A 15,100-nucleotide genomic window follows, 5' to 3' on the forward strand; every position below is an offset into this window, starting at 1 on the left:
GATGCCGGAAGCCGTTGACCTGCGCAATCACTGACACCATGCCCTCTCAGAAACCTTTCGCCTCCCTCCTCCCCTGGCTCGGCATCGCGCTGATCGTCATCGTGCTGGACCAGCTGACCAAGTCGCTGATCCTCGCCAACTTCGCGTATGGCGACAGCGTGCACGTCACGCCGTTCTTCAACGTGGTCCGGGTGCACAACACCGGCGCGGCGTTCTCGTTCCTGGCCGGCGCGTCCGGCTGGCAGCGCTGGTTCTTCGTCGGGCTGGGCGCGGTGGCCGCCGCGTTCATCGTCTGGATGCTGCGCAGCCACGGCGGGCAACGGCTGTTCGCGTGGGCGCTCGCGCTGATCCTCGGCGGCGCGCTCGGCAACGTGATCGACCGGCTGATGCACGGCTACGTCGTCGACTTCATCCAGGTGCACTGGGCCGAGAAGTACTTCCCGTCGTTCAACCTCGCCGACAGCGCGATCACGCTCGGCGCGATCCTGCTGATCGTCGACGAGCTGCGGCGCGTGCGCAAGGGCAAGTAGGTTCCGGCCCCGCGCCGGCCGCGCCACGCAGACGGCCTGCGCCGTCAGCCGAGCTTCGCGAGGAAGCCGCGGATCGCGTCGGCGATCTCCGCCGCATGCGTCTCCAGCGCGAAGTGCCCGGTGTCGAAGAACTGCACCTGCGCCGCGGGGATGTCGCGCTTGAACGCCTCGGCGCCCGCCGGCAGGAAGAACGGATCGTGGCGCCCCCACACCGCCAGCAGCGGCGGCTGGTGCTGGCGGAAGTAGGCCTGGAACTGCGGGTAGAGCGCGACGTTGCTCGCGTAGTCGCGGAACAGGTCGAGCTGCACCTCGTGCGCACCGGGCCGCGCCAGGTAGTGGTTGTCCAGCGCGTGACCGTCGGGCGACACCCGGCTCGCATCGGCAACCCCGTGGGTGTACTGCCAGCGCACCGACTCGGGCGACAGGAAGGCGCGCAGCGCCTCGCGGTGCGCCGCACTCGGCTCGCGCCAGTAGGCCTGGATCGGCGTCCAGCCGTCGCTCAACCCCTCTTCGTAGGCATTGCCGTTCTGCGTGATGATCGCGGTGATGCGCTCCGGATGCTTCAGTGCCAGCCGCAGGCCGACCGGCGATCCGTAGTCGAACACGTAGATCGCGTAGCGCGTCAACCCGAGTTGCTCGGTGAAGCCGTCGATCACCTTCGCCAGGTTGTCGAAGGTGTACGCGAACTGTTCGCGAGGCGGCATCGCCGTCTGGCCGAAGCCGGGCAGGTCCGGTGCGATCACGCGGTAGCGGTCGGCCAGCGCCGGGATCAGGTCCCGGAACATGTGGCTCGAACTCGGAAAGCCGTGCAGCAGCAACAACGCCGGCGCGTCTGCCGGCCCGGCCTCGCGACAGGCCACATCCAATCCGTCCACGCTCACGCGCCGATGGCTCACGTTCGTCATCTCCAGCTCCTTCGGGTAACCGCAAAAATGCGTTCAATCAGGTTAACTTCGATGAAGTAACCTGTCAAAAGCATTTGATGAAGTTACGGCCGCTGGGCCAGACGCTCTCGATGGGCGGCCTGCTTGGCGCGGTTGCCACAGACGGCCATGTTGCACCAGCGGCGCTTGTGGCCCCGCGTGGTATCGAGGAACAGCAGCGTGCAGGCCGGCCCTTCGCAGGCCTTGACCTGGCTGAAATCCGCACCGGTCAGCAGCTCGGCCATCGCCTCGGCGATCGGTTGCAGCAGCGCGTCCGGCGAACGCCAGCGCCGCAGCCGCATCCATTGCAGGCCTGCAGCGACGCCGTCCCCGTCGCTCGGTGCCGCGCCCACCTGGCCGAAGCCTTCATCACGGGCGAGCAGCCGGTTCAGCGGCTCCAGTTGCGCGACCGCCTGTGCGTCAAGCGGCCGGCCCCGGTGCTCGCGGACGAAGCCGCGAAACCATTCGCGCAGGGCCCGGGCCTGCGCTGCCACGGCGTCGAGCTCGCCCGGGCCGGCGCCGGCCCGGGCCTCGTCGAGCACCTGCGCCGGCACCAGCTTCGCCTGCCGCAGCCATGCGAGCAGGTCGTCGCCCGAGCCCAGCCATTCCACCGGCGTGTCCTGCGGCATGGCCGCCGAATTGAGGAAATCGAGGCCGAGCGCGTCGGCAATGAACATGGCGGGGGGGCGGGCATCGGTCATGGCACGGCCTCGTGATTCAACACATCCTGCTTGATAACCTTCGATTCTACGTTTGACAGGTTATCTTATATGAAGTAACCTGCCATTCAACATTTCTCGGGTTACAGAACGGGGGCACTGGATGGTGAAGACAAGCGTGTCGAATTCGATCGCGATCGTGACCGGCGCGAGTTCCGGCATCGGCAAGGCAACGGCCTTGCGCCTGGCGAAGGACCATGCCGGCGTGGTGCTGGTGGCGCGTCGCCAGCACGAGCTGGAGGACGTCGCGCGGCAGGTCCGTGCGGCGGGCGCGCAGGCGCTGGTGGTGGCCGTCGACCTGGCGCAGCCGGATGCGGCCGAGGCGGTGGTCGCCGCAGCACTGCAGGCCCACGGCCGCATCGACGCGGTGGTCCACGTGGCCGGCGCGGTGCCGGGCCTGGATGTGTTCGCGATGACCGACGCGCAATGGGATGCCGGCATGGCGCTGAAGTTTCACGGCGCCAGGCGCCTGACGCTGCGCGCGTGGGACGCCTTGCGCGCCAGCAGCGGTGCGGTGGTGTTCGTCTCGGGCAACGCGGCCGATGCGCCGAAGGCCTCGATGGCGGCGATCGGTGCGATCAATGCCGGCATCGAGGCGCTGGCGAAGGCTTTCGCCGAGCGCGGCATCGCCGACGGCATCCAGGTCAACAGCGTCTCGCCCGGGTCGGTGATGACCGGCCGGCGGCTCGGCATGATCGAGCGCCAGGCCGAGGCCAGCGGGATCGCGCTGGACGATGCGAAGGCCGCGGTGCTGCGGCAGGCCGGCATCCGCCGCTTCGGCGAAGCCGACGAGATCGCCGGGTTGATCGCGTTCGTCGTGTCGCCCGGTGCACGCTGGATGACCGGCACCGTGTTGCGCATCGACGGCGGCGAGATCCGCTCGGTGTGAGCGGGCCGGTCGCGCGTGGCGGTGTCTAGGCCGCCACGCCGACGATCACGCTCGACGCCTTGAACACCGCGGTCGCGGTGCTGCCGACCTCCAGCGCCAGCGCCGCCGCGCTGTCGTTCGTGATGATGGCCGCCACCGCCCCGCCGCCGGCCAACGCCATCACCACCTCGCAGTTCACCGCCCCCGGCGTGACCCGCGACACCACGCCCTTCAGCTGGTTGCGCGCCGACAGCTTCGCGCCGCGCATGCCGGCCATCAGGATGATCGACGAGGCCTTGACCAGCGCGAAGGCCTTCACGCCGACCGCGAGGCCGAGTTCGAGCGTGCTCTCGTGCGTGATGCTCGCGACGATGCGCAGCCCGCCGATCGCCTCCAGTTCGACCTCGTCGTTGACCGCACCGGCGCGCAACCCGACCACGGTGCCGGCGAACTGGTTGCGTGCGCTCGTTCTCATCGCCAGCCCTTCCATCAGCGAGTAGTCGCCGGCCAGGCCGGCGGCCTGCCGGTTCAGCCGGTCGACGAAGCGTGCATGCTCCTGCTGGATCAGCACGACATTGCGCAGCAGCTGCTCGCCGCGCGGCGTGAGCCGCGTGCGGCCGCCGCCCTGCCCGCCGGCGCTGCGCTCCAGCAGCGGCTCGCCGGCCAGGTTGCTCATCTGCTCGACGGCGTCCCACGCGCCCTTGTAGCTGAAGCCCGCCGCCTTCGCGGCCTGCGTGATCGAGCCCAGCCGCGCGATCTCGACCAGCAGCCCGATGCGCCGCGCGCCGGCCAGGCTCTGCCCGCCGAGGTTCAGCGTCAGCTCGGCGTCGAGCGTCAGGCCATCGTCCGGCAGCTCAGCCACCGACCGCTCCATCGCGCAGCTGCAGCACCTGTTCGCCGAAGCGCTGCAGATCGTCCGGGTCGTGCGTGATCATCAGCAGCGGGATGTCGACCTGCGCCAGCAGACGGTCCAGCTCGTCGCGCGTGCGATCGCGCAAGCCCGGGTCGAGCGCGGAGAACGGCTCGTCCAGCAGCAGCGCACGCGGCGCGGCGACCAGCGCGCGGGCGAGCGCGGTGCGCTGGCGCTGCCCGCCCGACAGCTGGTGCGGCCGCTGCGCCGCCACCGGCAGCAGCTCCAGCGCCGCGAGCCAGCGCTCGACCGCGTCGCCGCCCGCGTCACGCGGCGGGTTCAGCCAGCCGCCGTGCAGCCCGAACGCGACGTTCTGCCGCACGTTCAGCTGCGGGAACAGCGCGTAATCCTGGAACAGGTAGCCGAAGCGCCGCTGCCGCGCCGGCAGCGCGACGTGCGCGCCGCTGTCGAACAGAATCTCGCCGTTGAACGCGATGCGCCCGGCATCGGGCCGCAGCAGCCCGGCGATCGCCTGCAGCGTCAGCGTCTTGCCGGCGCCCGACGGGCCGTAGATCACCGTGCGGCGGGCCTGCGCGGTGAAGCGCACCTGCAGCTCGAAGCGCCGCCCGGGGCTGCTGACCGTCTTGCGGATGTCGACCTCGAAGCTCATCGGACGGCACTCCCGCGCAACAGCCGCCCCGCCAGCAGCAGCACGACGATGCAGGTCAGCGAGGTGACCAGCACCAGCACGTTGGCTACGCCGTCCTGCCCGGACTGCACCGCCTCGTAGACCGCGACCGACAGCGTCTGCGTGCGCCCGGGGATGCTGCCGGCGACCATCAGCGTCGCGCCGAACTCGCCGAGCGAGCGCGCGAACGACAGCAGCAGCCCGGCCAGGATGCCGCGCCAGGCGAGCGGCAGCGTCACGCGGAAGAACACCGCCGCCTCCGACAGCCCCAGCACGCGGCCGGCGTTCTCCAGCTGCGGATCGACGCCTTCGAAGGCCGCGCGCGCCGCCTTCAGCACCAGCGGCAATGAGACGACGCTGGCGGCGATCACCGCGCCCTGCCAGGTGAAGATCAGCTGGATGCCGAGCTGCTCGTACAGCCACGCGCCGAACCAGCCGCGCTTGCCGATCAGGACCAGCAGGTAGTAGCCGAGCACGGTGGGCGGCAGCACCATCGGCAGCGTCAGCACCGCGTCGAGCAGCTCGCGCCCGGGAAAGCGCCCGCGCGCGAGCAGCAGCCCGAGGCCGACGCCCAGCACCAGGTCGATCAGCGTGGCCCAGCCGGCCACCTTCAGCGACAGCGCGAGCGGAATCCACGCCGACTGCGCGGCGTTCACGGCTGCTGGAAGCCGTGGCGCGCCAGCACCGCCTGGCCTGCGGGCGACAGCACGAAGTCGACGAAGGCCTTGGCCGCCGCAGGGTTCGGACCGCCGGCGACGATGCCGAGCGGGTAGCTGATCGGCGTGCCGGTCGGCACGGCCAGCGCGACCTTGACCTTGTCCTTCTGCACCGCGGCATCGGTGGCGTAGACGAAGCCGGCCTCGGTCTCGCCGCGGGCCACGTAGTCGAGCGCCTGGCGCACGTTCTGCGCGTAGACGGCCTTCGGTTCGACATCGCCCCACAGGCGGGCGGCTTCCAGCGCGCCCTTCGCGTAGCGGCCGGCCGGCACGCCGCTCGGCTGGCCGAGCGCGATGCGCCTGACGCCGGGCTGCTTCAGGTCGGACAGCGCGGCGAGCACCAGCCTGCTGTCGGCCGGCGCGATCAGCACCAGCGCGTTGTTCGCGAAGTTGCGGCGCGAGCCGGCGGCGATCAGCTGCTGTGCCTGCGCGCGGTCCATCGTCTCCTGGTCGGCCGAGGCGAACACGTCGGCCGGCGCACCCTTGGCGATCTGCGCCAGCAGCGCGTCGGAGGCCGCGAAGTTCAGCAGCAGCTGGATGCCGGGGTTGCGCGCCTCGAAGGCGGGCGCCAGCTCCTTGAAGGCGTTGGTCAGGCTGGCGGCCGCGGAGACCGTCAGGTCGGCGGCGTGGGCGGTGGTGGCGAGGACGGAGACGGCCGCGATCAGCAGGCGGGCAGCGGGGCGCATGAAGGTGCAACGGCGTGAAGGAACCCGAAATGTATCGCAGTACATGACGCATCGCCGCAAGGCCGGTGCCGCACCGATGGAACCAATCCGCCGGCGCGACGACTCAGCAGGCGATCCACGCGCCGTCCGTCATGCCAACCTGCCCCGCCGACGGGAATGTCGAACTCGAGACGCTCTACGAGGCCGCATGCGCGTCGTGGCCCGCGCGCCTCGCCCGCGGCGGCCTACCGCCTGGGCGAATGCGTCGTCGCGCTGGCGCAGCCCGACGACGCACGGCAAGCGTTCGTGGCGTGCCTGGCGCCCGGCCGCATCGCAGACGCCGGGGACGACCTGATGCGGCGCTGTGAAGAAGCTCTTGATCAACTGCAACAGGGAAGGACGTCGCCATGAGCGCCATGAGGATCACGCAACGAAAGCCCCGACCCGACACGTCGATCCGGCAGGTGTCCCCGCCGGACCACGGCTCGTCGTCTGCCGGCCGTGCCGCCGGCCACTGGCGCGACTGGCTCGCGGACCACGGGATGGCGCACGGCGATGAAGTGATCCTGGAGAGGTTCAAGATTCCGTTGATCGACCCCGACGGTCCCGATGGCGAGGAGATGCATGCGGCCGCCTTGTCCATCAAGCAACTGACCCCGGCCCAGCAGAAGGTGGCCACCAGCGTGGCCGCATTGATGCAGTCCCGAAACCTGCTGCTGAAGGAGTGCCGGGAGAAGCGGGACATGACGGAATGGACGCACGCCCCGGCGATCCAGGTTGACATCGGCATCGCCCACGGCATCCTCGTCAAGGTCCTCGATGGCCGCCGGCTGACGCTGGCGGAAGCAAGCCACCGCGTCGCGTCGCAGTTCCCGCCGGGCAGGAGGGACGTGCGTGAAGTTCTGCTTCAGCTGACGCTGCGCGTCACCATCGCCGTCGTCGGCTGCCTGGGCGGCGCACGCCTCTCCCATCTTCACTTCGACGCAGGCTCGCCGATATGCGACCCCGCGCTCTTCACGGCGGTGGCGGTGCTCGTGTCGGCCTCGCTGATGTATTGCGTGGCAACGCGGCCCTGGGTTTGAACTGTCGCCCAGCCCGTTGGCGGCGACGTGCCGCGTGTCACGGCACCAGCACCGACCCGCCGACCGTCTTGCGCGCCTCCAGGTCGGCATGCGCCTGCGCCGCGTCCGTCAGCGCGTAGCGGTGCTCCACCGGGATCTTCACCTGCCCGCTGGTCACCATCGCGAACAGTTCGTCGGCCATGACCTGCGTCGACTCGCGGGTCGCGATGTGCGTGAAGACGGTGGGCCGCGTCAGGAACAGCGAGCCCTTCGCGCCCAGCACGCCCAGGTCGAACGGCGGCACCTTGCCCGACGCGCTGCCGTAGCTGGCCATCAGGCCGAACGGCTGCAGGCAGTCGAGCGACTTGTCCCAGGTGTCGCGGCCGACGCCGTCGTAGACCACCTTCACGCCCTTGCCGCCGGTGATCTCGCGCACCCGGGCCGCGAAATCGTCGCGGGCGTAGTTGATCGTGAAGGCCGCGCCGTGCGCCTTCGCGGCGGCGCATTTCTCGTCGGTGCTCGCAGTGCCGATCAGCTGCAGCCCGAGCGCGCGCGCCCACTGGCAGGCGATCAGCCCGACGCCGCCGGCCGCCGCATGGAACAGCACGAAGTCGCCCGCCGCGAGGCCGCCCTGCGGCAGCGTGCGGCGCAGCAGGTACTGCGTCGTGAAGCCCTTCAGCATCATCGCCGCGCCTTCGTCGAAGCCGATCGCGTCGGGCAGCTTCACGACGCACTTCGCCGGCATCACCCGCAGCGTCGCATAGGCGCCGGGCGGCTGGCTGACGTAGGCCGCGCGGTCGCCCACCCGCAGGTGCGACACGCCCTCGCCCACGGCCTCGACCACGCCGGCCGCTTCGACGCCGATGCCGAACGGCGCGGGCAGCGGGTAGGCGCCGCTGCGGTGGTAGACGTCGATGTAGTTGATGCCGATCGCATGGTGGCGGATGCGGATCTCGCCGGCGCCGGGTTCGGCGACCGCGACCTCCGACAGCGCCAGGGTCTCGGGCCCGCCGGCCCGGTCGAGGCGGACGGCGTGTGCAACGTGTGCAGAGTGGGCGGTGACAGGCATGGGTTCCTCCAGTGGATGCGTTATCGTGCCAGCACTCCCGCGACCCTGCCCGCCTCCGGTCTTGAAACGCCTCACCACCGCACCCAACCTCGCCCTCGCCCAGTTGTGGGCCGACATGCTCACGCAGACGGGCATTCCCACGACCGTGCAGCGCGCATTCGCCAGCAGCCTGTCGGGCGGCGTGCCGCCCAGCGAGACGCTGCCCGAGCTGTGGGTCGACGACGAGGCCGACCATGCACTCGCCATCGTGCGGCTGAACGAGCTGCAGCATCCGCGCCGCCAGCTGTGGGCCTGCCCGCAATGCCATGAAGTGATCGACGGCCCGTTCGAGCAGTGCTGGAACTGCGGCGCCGCGATGCCTTCCGCATGAACCGGCCGCACGGCGGCCCGAAGGCGGGTTCGCTCCCGCTCGGCGGGAACGCGCGCAGCGCGAGGGTGTCGTCATGACGGCGCTGCACCCTCGCATCATCCTGATGCTCACGCTGCCACCGGTGCTGTGGGCCGGCAACGCGGTGGTCGGCCGGCTGATGGTCGGCAGCGTGCCGCCGCTCGCGTTGAATGCGCTGCGCTGGTCGCTGGCCTTCGTGCTGCTGCTGCCGCTCGCTTGGCGGCTGTGGACGCGGCCGCGCGACCTCGCCGCGCGCTGGCGCTACCTGGCCCCGCTGAGCCTGGTGGGCGTCGGCAGCTACAACGCGCTGCAGTACATGGCGGTCAGCACGTCGACGCCGATCAACGTCACGCTGATCGCCGCCAGTTCGCCGCTGTTCATGCTGGCCATCGGCGCGCTGGCCTACGGCGAGCAGCCGACGCGGCGCCAGGCGGCCGGCGCCGCGCTGTCGCTGCTGGGCGTCGCGCTGGTGCTGTCGCACGGCCGCCCGTCGACGCTGCTGCAGCTGCACCTGGTGCCCGGCGACCTGCTGATGCTGCTGGCCACCGCGCTGTGGGCGGTCTACAGCTGGATGCTGGCGCGCCCGCCGGCCTCGATGCGCGCCCCCGAGCGGCCGGCCTGGAGCGGCGCCGAGTTCCTGCTCGCGCAGGTGGGCTTCGGCGCACTGTGGGCCAGTGCCGGTGCGGGGGCCGAGCACGCGCTCACCGGGCAGCCGGTGCTGTGGTCCGGCCCGGTCTACGCGGCGCTGGCCTACGTGGCGATCGGCCCGTCGATCGTCGCCTACTTCTGCTGGGGAGCAGGCGTCGCCGCGGTCGGGCCGGCGATCGCGGCGTTCTTCGCCAATCTGACACCGGTGTTCGCGGCGCTGATGTCGGCCGCGATGCTGGGGGTGGGCCCGCAGTGGTACCACATCGCCGCGTTCGGGTTGATCGCCGCGGGGATCGTCGTAACATCCCGCGCAGCGCCCCGCAGGACACCATGACAGCTTCCGGTTCCGACGCAGCTCCCCCCGCCCGCAAGCCCTCGTGGCAGCTGCTGTACGGTGCCGCTGCGCTGCTGATCCTGCTGGTGATCGGGCTCGACCAGTTCCTCGGCGTCAAGGTCAACGACCGCTTCGGCGATTCGCTGGCCGCCGACCGCAGCTGGGCCGCCCGCTTCGAGGCGCTGGGCGAACTGCGCCGCCTGGCCGGCGAGGTCGACACCCCGGCCAACGACATCTTCGCGTCCGGCCAGGTCGACACCGAGCGCCAGCGGCTGCATGCGGCGCACGAGCGTTTCAAGCAGTCGCTCGCGACCACCCTGCAGCGCTTCGAAGGCCACCCGATCGATGGCGAACGCGAGCTGATGGTGCAAGGGCTGCAATCGGCCGGCGCCACGGTGCAGCGCATGGTCGAGCAATCCGAAACCACGCTGCAGCGTTTCGCCGAGCAGCGGCTCGACGCCGCGTCGCGCGCGATGGTCGAGGTCGACCGCAGCTATGCGCGGCTGCAGGAAGACCTGCGCGGCGTCGGCCGCATCTCGCGCACCCTCCAGAAGGCGCAGTTCGATGCGCTGGGGCAGTCGGTCGGCCGCTACCGCTGGCTCGAATTCGCGAGCGCCATCGTCGTCACCGCGATCACGCTCGGCATGCTGGTCTACGGCTTCCTGATCCGCCGGCGCATGGAGATGGCATCGGCCGACAAGGCCCGGCACCTGACCGAGCTGCAGGCCGCGAAGGACGCGGCCGAAGCGGCGAGCCAGGCGAAGTCGCAGTTCCTCGCGAACATGAGCCACGAGATCCGCACGCCGATGAACGGCGTGCTCGGCATGACCGAGCTGCTGATGGGCACGACGCTGAACGACCAGCAGCGCCGCTTCGCCGACAGCGCGCACCGCTCGGGCCAGGCGCTGCTGGGCGTGATCAACGACATCCTCGATTTCTCGAAGATCGAGGCCGGCAAGTTCGAGGTCGAATCGCTGCCGTTCAACCCCTGCGAGGTCGCCTACGACGTCGCCGAGCTGCTCGCGGTGCAGGCGCATGCGAAGGGGCTGGAGGTGATCTGCCAGATGGGCCCCGACCTGCCGGTGCGGGCCTACGGCGATGCGGCGCGGCTGCGCCAGGTGCTGATGAACCTGATGGGCAACGCCGTCAAGTTCACCGAGCGCGGGCACGTGATGATCTCGGTGGTGAAGCTGCCGGCGAGCAGCGCGGCGCACAACCATGCGGCGCTGCTGGAGTTCGCGGTGTCGGATTCGGGCCCGGGCATCTCGACGGCCGACCAGGCGCGGGTGTTCGACGCCTTCACGCAGGCCGACAGCTCGCGCACCCGGCGCCACGGCGGCACCGGCCTGGGCCTGACGATCTCGAGCCAGCTGGTCGCGATGATGGGCGGCAAGCTGCAGCTGCAGAGCACGCGCGGCGAAGGCTCGCGCTTCTGGTTCTCGCTGCCGATGCGGCTGGTGCCCGACAACGCGACGATGCTGACCGACCGCGAGGCCTCGACACTGCACGGGCTGCAGGTGCTGGTGGTCGACGACAACAGCACCAACCTCGACATCCTGCGCCACCAGCTGACGGCCTGGGGGCTGCGGGTCGACACCGCCAGCAGCGGCGAGCATGCGCTGGAGCTGATGAGCAAGCGGCCGGTGGTGCACGACCTGGCGATCCTCGACGTACACATGCCCGACATGGACGGCCTGACGCTGACGCAGCGCATCCGTGCGAACCGCCGGCTCGACGGGCTGAAGCTGGTGATGCTGAGCTCGCAGGGGCTGGACATGCCGACCATCAGCCTGACGCGGCTGGGCATCGAGCGCTGGCTGTCGAAGCCGGTGCGCAAGCAGGAGCTGCGGCGCGCGCTGATCGACCTGCTGGCGCACGAGGCGCAGCCGGTGCCCGACGCGGTCTTGCCGCCACCGCTGCCCGCACCGGGCCCGGTGCGCAGTGCGCGCGTGCTGCTGGCCGAGGACCACCTGGTGAACCAGGAGGTGGCGGCCCAGATGCTGCGGCTGGCCGGCTACGACGTGCAGGTGGTGTCCGACGGCCAGGCTGCGATCGACGCGGCCCGCAGCCACGCCTTCGACGTGGTGCTGATGGACTGCCTGATGCCGGTGGTCGACGGCTTCGAGGCGACCGCGCGGCTGCGCGAGATCGAGCGCGCCGAAGGGGTCAGCGGCAGCGCCCGGCTGCCGATCGTCGCGCTGACCGCGAATGCGATGAAGGGCGACGTCGAGGCCTGCCTCGCCGCCGGCATGGACGACTACGTCGCGAAGCCGTTCACGCAGGAGCAACTGGTGGCGGCGATCGAGCGGCGGTTGAAGGCGCGGGCGGTGCAGCGGGCGGAGTGAGCCGCGGCCGGATGCATCGCGTCAGATCCGGTGCCGCACCGGCGCCACGCTCCACGACACCGTCGGCTGGTCGATCATCGCGTGCACGCGCGAGTGGCCCATCTCGTTCATCAGCCGCGCCATCGCGACGCGGCCGTGCGCGGCCGAATCCCAGATCAGCATGTCGACGACGGTGCCGTCGTTCCATTGCGCGAGCCGGCGCGAGCGGAAACCCGCCTGCCGCTTGAGCCAGTCGTCGATCTCGACGTTGGCATCGATGAAGTCGTCGCAGGTGCAGTTGGCGAGCTTGAAGGTGGTGATTTCGATCGCTTCGGTCATGGCTTCCTCCGGTGAGACGGCTCGCATCATCCTGCAGCCTTGCGCCGGCCCGTTAGCCGGATCCTCCAGAACTCATGCACGATCCTGCAAATCGCGCGGTCGCGACGCGGCACCGTGTCTCGCCTCGGGCAAGATCGCCGGCATGGCCTTGACCCCCGACCTCCACGCCGACCGCTACGCCGAAATCGCCGCGCTGATCGCCCGCCACGCGCCCGCCGACGGCCAGGCGAGCACCGCCATCGGCAGCCTGTTCTTCGGTCGCTGCTCCACGCCGTCGCAGCCGCACCATGCCGCGCAATGGCCGTGCTTCGCGCTGCTGGCGCAGGGCGAGAAGATCCTGACGCTCGGCAACGACGACTACCGCTACGGCGTCGGCGACTACCTGGTGACCTCGGTCGACCTGCCGATCGTGTCGCGCGTGACGGTGGCGAGCGCGGCATCGCCCAGCCTCGGACTCGGCATGGCGATCGACGGCGTGCGGCTGACCGAACTGCTGCGCCGCGTGCGCGCGCCGCAGGCTGCGGCGGCCGGTGACGGCCTGCGCGGCGTCACCGTGAACCGCGCGCCGCCGGAGCTGCTCGATGCGGTGATCCGCCTGCTGCGCCTGCTCGACAGCCCGCACGACATCGCGGCGCTCGCCCCCCTCGTCGAAGAAGAGATCCTGTACCGCCTGCTGACCGGCCCCGACGGCGGGCGGTTGCTCGCGATCGCGTCGGCCGACAGCCGCAGCCACCGCGTCGGCAAGGCGGTCGACTGGCTGCGCCGACATTTCGCCGAGCCGCTGCGCATCGAGGACCTGGCCTCGCATGTCGGCATGAGCGAATCGTCGCTGCACCACAACTTCAAGGCGGTGACGGCGCTGACGCCGATGCAGTACCAGAAGCAGTTGCGCCTGCACGAGGCGCGCCGGCTGATGGTGGTCGAGCGGCTGGGCGTCGCGACGGCCGGTCACCGCGTGGGCTACCAGAGCCCGTCGCAGTTCAGCCGCGAGTACGCGCGGCTGTACGGGCAGCCGCCGGTGCGCGACGTGTCGACCGGCGTCGCGCCGGCGGCCCAGGGGCTCTAGTTCAGGGCTGCTTGTAGGGCAGCGACAGGTAGTACCTGCCCAGTTCGGTGAGCTGGCCGTCGGCGCCGAGCAGGCTCGAGAAGTGCACGTCGTTGCTCCAGCGGCCGGTGAACCAGGCGTAGCGCACGACATCGGCCCGGTTCTCCAGCACGCCGACCATCTCGCTCATCTGCGCCTTCTGCTTCGCGACGCTGTCGATCTGCGCCGAGCCGTCGCCGTTGTGCCAGTTCGCGAACTCGGTGACCCAGAACGGCTTGCCATACTTCGTCAGGCGATCGAGCTGGGCCCCCAGGCCGTAGTCGTACCAGTGGAAGGCCAGCATGTCGATGCGCGGCGCGCGCTGGCCGTTGGCGGCCCGGTAGGCGGCGTAGAAGGCATCCATCCAGACGACGGGGTCCTCGAAACCGGCCAGGTTGCCCCAGGTGATCTGCGGGCCGACGATCTTCACGCCGATCTTCGCGGCCAGTGCCTCGACGCGCGGCCAGGCCGCCGCGGCGTCGGCCGGCGACATCGTCGCCTGGCCCCACAGGTTCGGCTCGTTCAGCACCAGCAGGTAGGTGTACCGCGGGTTGGCCTTCAGCAGCGCTTCGATCTCGGCATCGTTGAAGCTGAAGTTCCACAGCATCGGCACGAAGTCGGTGCCGGCCGGCGGCGTCAGCTTCGGCCGCGGCGACCAGTTGTACCACCAGGACACGCCGGGCGACAGCGCGTTCAGGTCGCCGGTCGTGGCCACGTCGTACGCGATGCCGCGCTTGGCGCTCTTGCCGACCGGGTTCGACGGCGTCGTCGTGCCGCCATCGGGCACCAGGCGCCATTGCTGGTTGTCGTTGCGGGTGCAGTCCCACTGGTGCACCACGCCGCCGACGGCATTGCTGAAGTCGCGCACGTCGAGGCACTTGCCGCTGTGGCCGGCCTTCAGCTCGAAGGCGTCGCCGACGGCGGTCGCGGTGTAGCGTTGGTTCGCGGCGGCGGTGTCGGTCAGTTGCTGCACCGCTGCGCCATTGGCGGTGGACGATGCGGCGACGCTGATCGACTTGCCGCTGCGCACGTTGGTCAGGCGCCAGGCGCCGCCGCCGGCCGAGGCGATGTCGAAGCGCTGGGCGTCATCGCTCGCGCACGCGGCCTGCAAGGGGCGGGCGCCGTCGGCGGTGCTCGCGCCTTCGATGCCGATGCACAGCTGCGAATGCACCGAGCGCACCGAATAGCGACCCACTGCCGGCCCGGCCTTGCCGCCGCCGGCGACAGGGTGCACGGTGAACGACTGCGCCGGCTCGTCCTTGCAGGCGAGCTGCTGCAGCCCGGTGCTGCTCGACGGCGCAACGCATTTGCCGCTGCCCGAGTTCACCAGCGCGAAGCGGTTGCCGCCGAGCCGCTTGAACGCGAAGCGCTGTGCATTGGTGCCGTTGTCCGTCCACTGCTGCACGGTCGCGCCGTCGGCCCCCGAGGCACCGGCGACATCCATCGCACGGCCGCTGGCGGCCAACAATTTGTAGCGGCCTGCAGCATCCAGGCTCACACCGAAGGCCTGGGCCGTGCCGCTGTTGCAATCGGCGAAGCGAAAGCGCGCGCCGTCGACGTTGTCGGGCGCGGCTTCGAGGCATTGGTTGGTGCCGGTGTTGGCGAGCACGTAGCGCTCGGCCTGCAGCGGCAGCGTGGTGTCGGACGATGGCGAAAAGGCAGCCGCCGCTTCGGTCGGCACAGCGGCTGTCGGCGCCTCCGCGGTGCCGCTCGCACGGTCGCCTTCAGAGCCGCCGCAAGCGGCCAGCGTGCCGATCAGGCTGATCGCCGCGGCCACGCCGGCGGCCTTCCACATCGAGTGAATCCTGCGCATCGTCCGTCCCCTTTTGTTGGCAGGTCATCGCCTGCGGAGCGCAGTGTTATGGAACTGGTTCCAACTGGCAACGGCGGGGAT

General features: G+C 70.5%; 16 protein-coding genes. 7 read left to right on the forward strand and 9 right to left on the reverse strand.

Going from position 1 to position 15,100, the window contains the following annotated elements:
- Positions 1–38: 38 nt before the first annotated feature.
- The gene (lspA, locus tag FHT26_RS23615) at positions 39–530 is read left to right on the forward strand and encodes a signal peptidase II (protein WP_168562542.1); all 492 of its coding nucleotides are present in this window, start codon (positions 39–41) and stop codon (positions 528–530) included.
- Positions 531–574: 44 nt separating this feature from the next.
- Here the strand turns inward: lspA and FHT26_RS23620 are convergent, their stop codons facing one another.
- Entirely contained in the window at positions 575–1,435 is an 861-nt protein-coding gene (locus FHT26_RS23620; protein WP_168562543.1) for an alpha/beta fold hydrolase, read from the reverse strand.
- Between the two features lie 83 nt (positions 1,436–1,518).
- Positions 1,519–2,154 (reverse strand): CGNR zinc finger domain-containing protein, encoded by a 636-nt coding sequence (locus FHT26_RS23625; protein WP_168562544.1) that lies wholly within the window; start codon positions 2,152–2,154, stop codon positions 1,519–1,521.
- A gap of 136 nt (positions 2,155–2,290) precedes the next feature.
- Between FHT26_RS23625 and FHT26_RS23630 the strand changes: the two genes are divergently transcribed.
- Positions 2,291–3,061, forward strand: coding sequence for an SDR family oxidoreductase (locus FHT26_RS23630; RefSeq protein WP_168562545.1), 771 nt, complete (start codon positions 2,291–2,293; stop codon positions 3,059–3,061).
- A gap of 25 nt (positions 3,062–3,086) precedes the next feature.
- On the opposite strand, the gene FHT26_RS23635 is transcribed toward FHT26_RS23630, so the two are convergent.
- From FHT26_RS23635 to modA, 4 genes are read right to left on the reverse strand one after another with little or no spacing between them, the layout of a single operon-like run.
- Positions 3,087–3,902 (reverse strand): TOBE domain-containing protein, encoded by an 816-nt coding sequence (locus FHT26_RS23635; RefSeq protein ID WP_349238213.1) that lies wholly within the window; start codon positions 3,900–3,902, stop codon positions 3,087–3,089.
- Positions 3,895–4,560 (reverse strand): ATP-binding cassette domain-containing protein, encoded by a 666-nt coding sequence (locus FHT26_RS23640; protein ID WP_168562547.1) that lies wholly within the window; start codon positions 4,558–4,560, stop codon positions 3,895–3,897. The genes FHT26_RS23635 and FHT26_RS23640 overlap by 8 nt, the downstream gene beginning before the upstream one ends.
- Positions 4,557–5,234, reverse strand: coding sequence for a molybdate ABC transporter permease subunit (gene modB, locus FHT26_RS23645; protein ID WP_168562548.1), 678 nt, complete (start codon positions 5,232–5,234; stop codon positions 4,557–4,559). The genes FHT26_RS23640 and modB overlap by 4 nt, the downstream gene beginning before the upstream one ends.
- On the reverse strand, positions 5,231–5,980 hold the full coding sequence (gene modA / locus FHT26_RS23650) for a molybdate ABC transporter substrate-binding protein (RefSeq protein ID WP_168562549.1): 750 nt from the start codon (positions 5,978–5,980) through the stop codon (positions 5,231–5,233). Before modA ends, modB begins: the two co-directional genes overlap by 4 nt.
- 386 nt (positions 5,981–6,366) lie before the next feature.
- Here modA and FHT26_RS23655 point away from each other — a divergent pair, with 386 nt between their 5' ends.
- Positions 6,367–7,041, forward strand: a complete 675-nt coding sequence (locus FHT26_RS23655) for a hypothetical protein (protein WP_168562550.1) — start codon at positions 6,367–6,369, stop codon at positions 7,039–7,041.
- 37 nt (positions 7,042–7,078) lie between these two features.
- Here the strand turns inward: FHT26_RS23655 and FHT26_RS23660 are convergent, their stop codons facing one another.
- Entirely contained in the window at positions 7,079–8,089 is a 1,011-nt protein-coding gene (locus FHT26_RS23660; protein WP_168562551.1) for a quinone oxidoreductase family protein, read from the reverse strand.
- A 61-nt stretch (positions 8,090–8,150) separates the two neighbouring features.
- On the opposite strand from FHT26_RS23660, the gene FHT26_RS23665 reads away from it, so the two are divergent.
- The 3 genes from FHT26_RS23665 (at position 8,151) to FHT26_RS23675 (ending at position 11,804) form a co-directional block, all read left to right on the forward strand.
- On the forward strand, positions 8,151–8,459 hold the full coding sequence (locus FHT26_RS23665) for a putative signal transducing protein (protein WP_168562552.1): 309 nt from the start codon (positions 8,151–8,153) through the stop codon (positions 8,457–8,459).
- A 73-nt stretch (positions 8,460–8,532) separates the two neighbouring features.
- Entirely contained in the window at positions 8,533–9,459 is a 927-nt protein-coding gene (locus FHT26_RS23670; protein ID WP_168562553.1) for a DMT family transporter, read from the forward strand.
- Positions 9,456–11,804, forward strand: coding sequence for a hybrid sensor histidine kinase/response regulator (locus FHT26_RS23675; RefSeq protein WP_168562554.1), 2,349 nt, complete (start codon positions 9,456–9,458; stop codon positions 11,802–11,804). Before FHT26_RS23670 ends, FHT26_RS23675 begins: the two co-directional genes overlap by 4 nt.
- Before the next feature lie 21 nt (positions 11,805–11,825).
- Here the strand turns inward: FHT26_RS23675 and FHT26_RS23680 are convergent, their stop codons facing one another.
- Positions 11,826–12,122, reverse strand: coding sequence for a hypothetical protein (locus tag FHT26_RS23680; RefSeq protein WP_168562555.1), 297 nt, complete (start codon positions 12,120–12,122; stop codon positions 11,826–11,828).
- Positions 12,123–12,264: 142 nt separating this feature from the next.
- Between FHT26_RS23680 and FHT26_RS23685 the strand changes: the two genes are divergently transcribed.
- Positions 12,265–13,188: an AraC family transcriptional regulator gene (locus FHT26_RS23685; RefSeq protein WP_168562556.1), complete on the forward strand. Its 924-nt coding sequence runs from the start codon at positions 12,265–12,267 to the stop codon at positions 13,186–13,188.
- 1 nt (position 13,189) lies between these two features.
- On the opposite strand, the gene FHT26_RS23690 is transcribed toward FHT26_RS23685, so the two are convergent.
- Complete coding sequence (locus FHT26_RS23690; protein WP_168562557.1) at positions 13,190–15,001, reverse strand: glycosyl hydrolase; 1,812 nt, start codon at positions 14,999–15,001, stop codon at positions 13,190–13,192.
- Positions 15,002–15,100 lie beyond the last annotated feature (99 nt).

This window comes from Rhizobacter sp. SG703, from assembly GCF_012275445.1.
Taxonomy (GTDB): Bacteria; Pseudomonadota; Gammaproteobacteria; order Burkholderiales; family Burkholderiaceae_C; genus Rhizobacter.